The organism is Acinetobacter sp. 251-1, assembly GCF_030329305.1.
In the GTDB taxonomy this organism is placed as follows: domain Bacteria; phylum Pseudomonadota; class Gammaproteobacteria; order Pseudomonadales; family Moraxellaceae; genus Acinetobacter; species Acinetobacter piscicola_A.
In genome coordinates this window covers 131,334-139,038 of sequence record NZ_JACANS010000001.1, presented here as the reverse complement: position 1 = coordinate 139,038, position 7,705 = coordinate 131,334, and the positions used below count along the sequence as shown (strand labels likewise).

The window sequence follows — 7,705 nt, the reverse complement described above, 5'->3', positions numbered from 1 at the left end:
GAGACAGTTGAAGTAGTTGAAGCAGTTGAAGAACAAAACAATATTGCGGAAGTGATTCGACAGCTGACACCACAAGCAAAATTGCAACTGAATGAATATTTATCATCAGTTCCAGCAGATGATGTAGAACGTGAAAGCTCCTCACATCCACAGGCACAGATTGATAAAACTTTAGATCATCGTCATGGATCTAAGATAGATAGAGATTCCTCAATAGCAATAGCATCAAGTGATTTAGAGCAAGCTCCATTACCCGATACAGCACTTTCGAGTACAGCATTGCTCGATGTAGAGTTACAGCCCTTAACCCACGCTTTTTTGAAAGATGATCAAATTCAAGTTGATATACCGTCTTTAGCACAAGATAGCATTATACAAGAGGTTAATTCCAAGGATGCTGTCCTGGAGGTTGAGGCTAAAGTATTAGAACCAGTTCAAAGTATAGTGATCCATGAAATTGATGCTTCTCAAGCTTCATCAAATTTAGAAATTGATTTAGATCATTCTGTTGTAAAAAAACAAGATATGCCTATATTTGAGCATCATCCACCACAGCATAATATCAACGATGATATAGAGTGTATTTCATCTGTTAAGCAAGAAGAGTTATCTTTTCAAATTATTGAAAATGTAGATCTCGCTGAAAAAGTCATACAAATTACGGATGAGCCTTTTACTGAGTTAAAGACAGGTGACGAAGTACAAAAAAGTATCATGATGCCGTCTGAGCATCCGATTGATGTCTCGAAGCAGCCTGAAATTATACAAGAACAAGCAAGTCTAGAAGTCTCTTCAGATCAAGTGGAAAAATTAACACATTACAATGCTGTGCCTGAACAGTCTAAAGTGGAACATGAAAATGTTACATCCTGTGCTGTGAGCAAAACAGAGTCATCTGAAATCTTAAAAACAGTCGATTTAGATAAGGCAGCAGTGACTAAAAGTGATGTAAAGCAAAATAATATAGAGACAAGAGTAGCGAAGGAGCAAGTACTGAAGGAAATATCAAGTTTTAAAGAAAACTCGGTATATCTAAATCTAAAAACCCAAATTTTATATGGCAAATGGCAGCCCATCAAAGAAAAAAAACAACGTAAAATTTATGTCAATCCACTTTATTTGATCGCTGTGATTATCATAGTGCTTGGTGCAACCGTGAGTTATTTGGCATATCAAAAATATCAAAAGCACCAACAAGCGCAAGAGGCTAAGCTGAATTTATATAAATTAGAGCAAGAAAAGAAAAATGCTGCACAAAAAAATGCTGCCTTAAGATAATCGGCAGCATTGATCATTTTAATCTATACCATGATGAGGTTAATGTGTATGGATTTCGACTTGATCTTCACAGAACTGCAAGAATGAACGTAAACCTGGACCTTGATATTTTTGGCGATGTACCAGCATATATAGCGGGCGAGTCAGTGTCCAAAAAGGTGTTTTTAAAATAACCAATTGTTGTTTTTCTAATAAAGGCTCAATGGCTAATTTAGAAATACATGATACTCCTAAACCACCTGCGACAATTTTTAGAATAGCTTCATTGTGTCCAAGTGTTAAACGTATATTGGCATCAGGAATATCTTGTAAAATCGCATTATCGAAGACTTCACGTGTTCCTGAACCTTCTTCACGTAAAATCCATTGGACAGTATAAAAATCCTCAGGGGTCAATGGACGATTTAATTTTGCCAAAGGATGGTTAGACGAGCAGCACACAGCGAGTTCATCATCACGCCAAGGAATGCATTGTAACTGTGGTAAATGACATGACCCTTCAATGAGTGCTAAATCTAATTGAAATTGATTGACTGCCTCAATCATTTGACGGGTATTACCGACTTGTAACTGTAAATGTGCTTGTGGGCGGATTTGTAAAAAATCGGCCATTAGATCAGGCATTAAGTAATCACTGATCGTGAGTGTTGCACCAATACGTAAGTCGATACTTTGTAATTCACCTTTGGCCGCTTGTTCAAAAGATTCACAACGACCTAAAATTTCTAAAGCTTGTGGAAGTAAAAAACGACCTAAATCATTGAGTTGTAGTCTTTTGCCTAAGCGGTCAAATAAAGGTGCACCCAACCCATCTTCAAGATCTGCCAAAGCCATACTGGCAGCACTTTGTGTCAGCCGCACAGCATCACTGGCTTTGGTTACTGTACCTTCTTGAGCGACTGCTACGAAAACAGCCAGTTGACGTAAAGTCATGCGCATGTGAATAGCCTTAAGCTGAGACGTTTTTTCATAACCTTTAAAAATCCATTTAATTGGTGATTTATGAACAAAAAACTGGATTTGATGAAAGAAGTCAATTGAAATAAATACGATAAATTATCCTGACATGCTACCATGAGCATAGTCATTCATGCCACGTTGAAATCATGTCAATTGAAAAATTTAGTGTAGAAAAGGTTTTATCTGTACACCGTTGGACCAATACTTTATTTAGCTTCACCATGACACGACCCGCACACTTTAAATTCACCGCAGGGCAATTTGCACGTATTGGGTTAAAAGTTGCAGATGATTTGGTGGTGCGCGCCTATTCTGTTGTTTCTTCTCCGTTCGAGGAAACCTTAGAGTTTTTTTCGATCGTTGTGCCAGATGGTGCATTTACTTCTAATTTACAACATCTACAAGTGGGAGATGAATTGTATTTGGAAAAAGTGGCCTATGGTTTTTTAACTTTAACTCGCTATCAATTACCTTTGCCGCATGATTTATGGTTGTTGGCGACAGGAACGGGTTTAGCGCCTTTTATTTCCATGCTACAAGACTTTGAAACTTGGCAGAAATATCAATTTATTACGCTTGTTTATAGTGTACGTTCAGCTGCTGAGCTGGCTTATGTAGACCGTATTCAAGAAATCGTTGAGACTTTTGGGGAAGGGCACACAGGCTTTAAATTTGTGCCGATTATTACCCGAGACCCACAGGCTGCTTTACATGATCGTTTGCCAATTTTGATTGAAAATGGTGAATTGGAAAAGGCAGTCGGTTTAAACCTTAGTCCTACAACGACACACGTGATGTTGTGTGGAAATCCACAAATGGTGGATGACACCAAAGATGCTTTAAAGGCACGTGGTTTGAGCATGAATAGACGTGGTGAAGGTAATATTGCTGTAGAAAATTATTGGTAGAATATTTCTAAAGCTTAGATTTTAGAATGAAGAGCATTTATAGATGATATAAATGCTCTTTTTTGATGTTTAATGTACGAACATATCCATAAATTCACGTAATTCATAAATGGCAGACTCCATGTCCGTACTGAGCCATGTGGGTTCAAAAAAACCAGAATAAAACTCTAAACGCTCTTGTGGAACAACGATGCGAATCGGACATTCTTCTTCAACCAAACGCCAAGGAATAATCGGGACTTCTGCATCTAAAAAAGGCGCAACATTACGAATATCAATAATCATGGCATTAATACAGTCAGGAAATGGCATGACGGATAATTCTTCAGTACGGCGGCGAAAATATTCTAAATCTCCCCATTTGAGAACATAGCTTTGCTTTGTAAACTCAATGATCCCAATTAAATGTTCATCACGTGTGGTATGCAAAAAGCATTGGTGAGTGACATCTGTGTCTAAGTCTAAACAGACACTTTGCCGTTGATAAGCCATATTGTCCATAGCCAAATAAGAGGGTCATTAGTATAGCTTATATTCAAAATCTTGCCATGAAATAGACGCTTTACTTTCATTTAAATTAATTTACACACCGCAACATGATCACCTGATAGTATAAAAATGCATCACATGGAGAAGGAGTATAGAAATGAAACATGACTTTTCTAGACCAGCACATGTTATAAGTACTGAAGAGACCACACAGAAAAAACGTTTACCTGTGTATATGTTGATTCTTGTGGGGTTATTTCTTGTTGCTTTAGTTGTGTATATGCTTGCAGATTGGATGTAAGCTCATTCTGTTTTGTAAATTATTGTTTATTATATTTTTATATACTTAAACGCTGAAAATTCATAATCGAAAACCCTAAATAACTCTAACAGCATTCAGCTCGTTAGAGTTTTTAAATTTTATATTTGTTGTATTTATGCTGCTAAAAATTGAATAAAAAAACAACACAAGATAACGTGAGGGTGTGCTTTAAAAATGATCAAACGAAATTGAATTAAGCCACTTAAAACCTCAACATAAAAAAGGGGATAACAAATGAATGAATTTTTAGTTGCGCGTGGTGGTCATTTAGATGCCATGTATTATTGGGAGCAATTTCAACCCATTATTGCTGCAATCGTCATTTTATTGGTGGGATGGATTATTGCACTGATTATTGCAGCAGGGATTAAAAAGATATTGACCAAGTTAGGCACAAACCAAAAATTGTCTAATGCGACAGGTCATCGTTCAAATATTGAAAATATTGTCTCGAGAGTTATTTTTTGGGTAGTGATGGTGATCGCGGTGATTGGTGCATTAAATGTACTCAATCTGAGCAGTATCAGCAGTCCATTTAGTAACATGATTCAGCAATTTTTATTGTTTATTCCACAGCTTCTTGCCGCCATTGCGATCGGTTTTGTGGGTTGGATTGTTGCCAATTTAGTCAAAGTCGGGCTAAAAAATTTATTAGACCGTACTCAGCTCGATGAAAAGCTGAGTGCAGAAGTCGGTGTAAATCCAATTAGTCACAATATTGCAGATATTGTTTATTGGTTAATTTTATTGCTTTTCCTTCCAATTGTATTGTCAATTTTAGGTCTACAAGGCTTATTGATTCCTGTGCAAAATATGGTCAATGAGGCTATTTCTTATTTACCAAACATTTTCATCGCGGGTGTGGTTATTTTTGTTGGTTATATCTTAGCAAAAATTGTACGTGGCATTGTAGAAGGGTTAAGCAATAGTTTAAATCTACAAGCGCAAGCTGAAAAAATTGGTTTATTTAAAAATGGGAGTTTATCTAAACTACTAGGTTCATTTGTTTTTGCCATTGTGATGATTACGTCATTGATTGTGGCATTTGAAGCATTAGGCATTCAAGCGATTTCTCAGCCTGCTACTGCAATGTTGGCTGAAATCATGAATGCCATTCCGCATATTATTGCGGCAGGTCTGATCTTAATTGTGGCATATGTTGTTTCTCGCTTTGTTGGGCGTTTGGTTGCTGAAATCATTGCAGGGACAGGTGTAGATGAGATTCCTGCAAAACTCGATGTACAGCGTTTTCTCGGTCAAACCAAAATTTCATGCGTGGTTGGTTATCTGATTGTATTTTTTACCATGCTGTTTGCTGTATCAGAAGCAGCCAACCGTCTAGGCTTCGAGCAAGTCAGTGGCTTGATCTCGATGTTTATCCAGTTCGGTGCTGATATCTTACTCGGTGCTGTGATTTTAGTAATCGGGTTTTGGTTGGCAAACCTTGTGGCAAATGTGGTGCAACGCGGTGAATACAACAGTTCACGTTGGTTAGGTAATTTAGTTCGTATCCTGATCATGGGGCTTGTCATTGCAATGGGTCTACGTGCAATGGGTATTGCTGACTCGATTGTAAATCTAGCATTTGGCTTAACTTTGGGTGCAGTGGCAGTTGCGTTTGCTTTGGCATTTGGTTTAGGTGGTCGTCAACCTGCGGAGCGTGTATTGACGGATTTGATTGATAAAGCAAAGAAAGAAGGTAATAAACCGAATCCTTTGGCTCAAAAATCAACAACAGCAAGTCCTGTAGAAAATCAAGTCACGACTGATACACCGACCATTGAATCTGAATATCAATCTACTTTAGATCAAGTAAAGCCTGCAGCAGATTTAAATTCTGATTATCCGTTAAAAGATGACCTGAATTAACCTGTAATTTAGGATGAAGATCGATCAGGATGTTCTGATCGATCTTTTTATTTGAAAAATGAAACATAAATGAGGAGAAATAACGTGTCAAAAAAACAGCCGAATAAATTTATTGCTCCTATTGTGATTGCAGGAATTACAGTGGGATTTTTAGTCAGTGCTTATAAGTTTGTTTTTGCTAAGCCTAAAAAAACGCATACAGCAGAAATCATCCAGCCTGAAGAAACAGATGAAACAGCAAAAGCACCAGAAGAGTGAGAATATTCACAATATTTAAGTGAATATATAGAAAATATTGTGTACAAAATGTAGATAATTTTGTTTTTATTGGATAAATTTAAAGCATTCATATTTATGAAATAAATTGGATTTATATTAATGTGAAGTTTCAATAAAACATGAAATTTAAAAAGGAATTAAAATGAAAATTATTGCTTTTGTACATCATATTTATCAACAGATTTGTAAAGCTGAAACAACCGAAAATACAGAATATGTATTGATGAATATTGCAATGCAACGTGTTGCAAACAATCAACAGATCATATTATTCAGAACAGATTATTTGGAGTAATTGTCAGCAGATCTTTTATGAAACTTCACACTTGGGGATGAAGTTTCATAAGGTCAACATCTAAAAGAGTGCTCTTTATTTATACCATATTACACATATTCTGAAGCTGCATGTGCTGAAGCCCAAGCCCATTGAAAATTAAAGCCACCTAAATGACCTGTTACATCTAAGATTTCACCGATAAAAAACAAGCCCTTTTGCTTTTTACTTTCCATGGTTTTTGAAGAAACTTCTGTGGTGTCGACCCCACCTAAGGTGACTTCGGCAGTACGATAACCTTCTGTCCCTGAGGGTTTAACTTCAAACTGATGTAGTTTCTGGGCAATATTTTCTAGTTTTTCATCACTGAGTTGTCCAATCGCTATCTCTGCAAATTCTGCCCAAATTAAGTTTTGCAGTTCAAGTACGACACTTTTGGGCAATAAGTCAGCCAACAGGGTGCGAAGCAGAACTTTGGGTTGTGCTTGTTTTTTAGCTTTTAAAAATGTGAATAATTCTTCTGAAGGTAAAAAATCGATTTTAAAGCTTTGTCCGACATTCCAATAGTTAGACAGTTGCAATGAACTTGGACCACTGAGTCCACGATGGGTAAATAAGAGTGCTTCAGTAAAGCTATTTAATTCATTCGATAAGGTTGCTTCAACGGCATTCCCACTTAAACGCGTGGTCACTTCTTTAAATTGATCTGAAAAAGTAAAGGGAACTAAGCCTGCACGTGTGGGGAAGATATGATGGCCAAATTGTTGAGCAATTTTATAGCCAATGTCTGAACCACCGAGTGTTGGAATAGACAAGCCACCACTTGCCACCACCACAGATTGTGCTTGGAAGTAGCCAATATTGGTTACGACTTGGAAATTTTGTTCATCAATGGCATTGACTGCTTTGACTTCACAGCTGGTTTTGATTTCGACCAAACCCGTTTTTTCACATTCATTGAGTAACATGGCTAAAATTTCTTTGGCGCCATTGAGCGTAAAGAGTTGCCCGTGTTTACGTTCTTCATACTCGATGCCATATTCACAGACCATTCCAATAAAATCCCAGTTGGTATAACGAGTGAGTGCTGAAATGACGAAATGGGGATTATGCGAAATAAAATTTTCAGGCTCGACATAGAGATTGGTAAAGTTACATTTACCACCGCCAGACATTAGGATTTTTTTACCAATTTTGTTGGCTTTTTCCACGACTAAAACTTTGCGACCTCGTTGTGCGGCTTTGGCTGCAAGCATTAAGCCCGAAGCACCTGCACCAAGGACAACAACATCATAGGCGTTGGAAGACATAAATACACTCAAATCA

8 protein-coding genes and 1 pseudogene are annotated in these 7,705 nt (G+C 37.2%); 6 read left to right on the top strand and 3 right to left on the bottom strand.

Features of this window, described 5'->3' with window-relative positions; translation table 11 throughout:
* Window positions 1-1,278 (top strand): hypothetical protein (locus tag HX129_RS00685; protein ID WP_286435944.1); only part of this gene is annotated, 1,278 nt, incomplete at its 5' end.
* Between the two features lie 39 nt (window positions 1,279-1,317).
* On the opposite strand, the gene gigC is transcribed toward HX129_RS00685, so the two are convergent.
* On the bottom strand, window positions 1,318-2,217 hold the full coding sequence (gene gigC / locus HX129_RS00680) for a LysR family transcriptional regulator GigC (RefSeq protein WP_130073920.1): 900 nt from the start codon (window positions 2,215-2,217) through the stop codon (window positions 1,318-1,320).
* Between the two features lie 167 nt (window positions 2,218-2,384).
* Here gigC and HX129_RS00675 point away from each other — a divergent pair, with 167 nt between their 5' ends.
* Window positions 2,385-3,146: a ferredoxin--NADP reductase gene (locus tag HX129_RS00675; RefSeq protein ID WP_180045873.1), complete on the top strand. Its 762-nt coding sequence runs from the start codon at window positions 2,385-2,387 to the stop codon at window positions 3,144-3,146.
* Between the two features lie 69 nt (window positions 3,147-3,215).
* Here the strand turns inward: HX129_RS00675 and HX129_RS00670 are convergent, their stop codons facing one another.
* Window positions 3,216-3,638, bottom strand: coding sequence for a hypothetical protein (locus HX129_RS00670; RefSeq protein ID WP_130073918.1), 423 nt, complete (start codon window positions 3,636-3,638; stop codon window positions 3,216-3,218).
* 154 nt (window positions 3,639-3,792) lie between these two features.
* Between HX129_RS00670 and HX129_RS00665 the strand changes: the two are divergent.
* The 4 genes and pseudogenes from HX129_RS00665 to HX129_RS00650 all read left to right on the top strand — a co-directional run.
* Window positions 3,793-3,927: pseudogene (locus tag HX129_RS00665) on the top strand (hypothetical protein); the annotation flags it as partial.
* A 264-nt stretch (window positions 3,928-4,191) separates the two neighbouring features.
* Window positions 4,192-5,826: a mechanosensitive ion channel gene (locus HX129_RS00660; RefSeq protein WP_286435941.1), complete on the top strand. Its 1,635-nt coding sequence runs from the start codon at window positions 4,192-4,194 to the stop codon at window positions 5,824-5,826.
* A 69-nt stretch (window positions 5,827-5,895) separates the two neighbouring features.
* Window positions 5,896-6,084 carry a hypothetical protein gene (locus tag HX129_RS00655; RefSeq protein WP_218946308.1) on the top strand — a complete coding sequence of 63 codons (189 nt, stop codon included), beginning with the start codon at window positions 5,896-5,898 and terminating at the stop codon, window positions 6,082-6,084.
* Between the two features lie 163 nt (window positions 6,085-6,247).
* Window positions 6,248-6,400, top strand: a complete 153-nt coding sequence (locus HX129_RS00650; RefSeq protein WP_286435938.1) for a hypothetical protein — start codon at window positions 6,248-6,250, stop codon at window positions 6,398-6,400.
* 89 nt (window positions 6,401-6,489) lie between these two features.
* Here HX129_RS00650 and HX129_RS00645 read toward each other — a convergent pair whose 3' ends face one another.
* Entirely contained in the window at window positions 6,490-7,689 is a 1,200-nt protein-coding gene (locus tag HX129_RS00645) for a BaiN/RdsA family NAD(P)/FAD-dependent oxidoreductase (protein ID WP_286435936.1), read from the bottom strand.
* Window positions 7,690-7,705 lie beyond the last annotated feature (16 nt).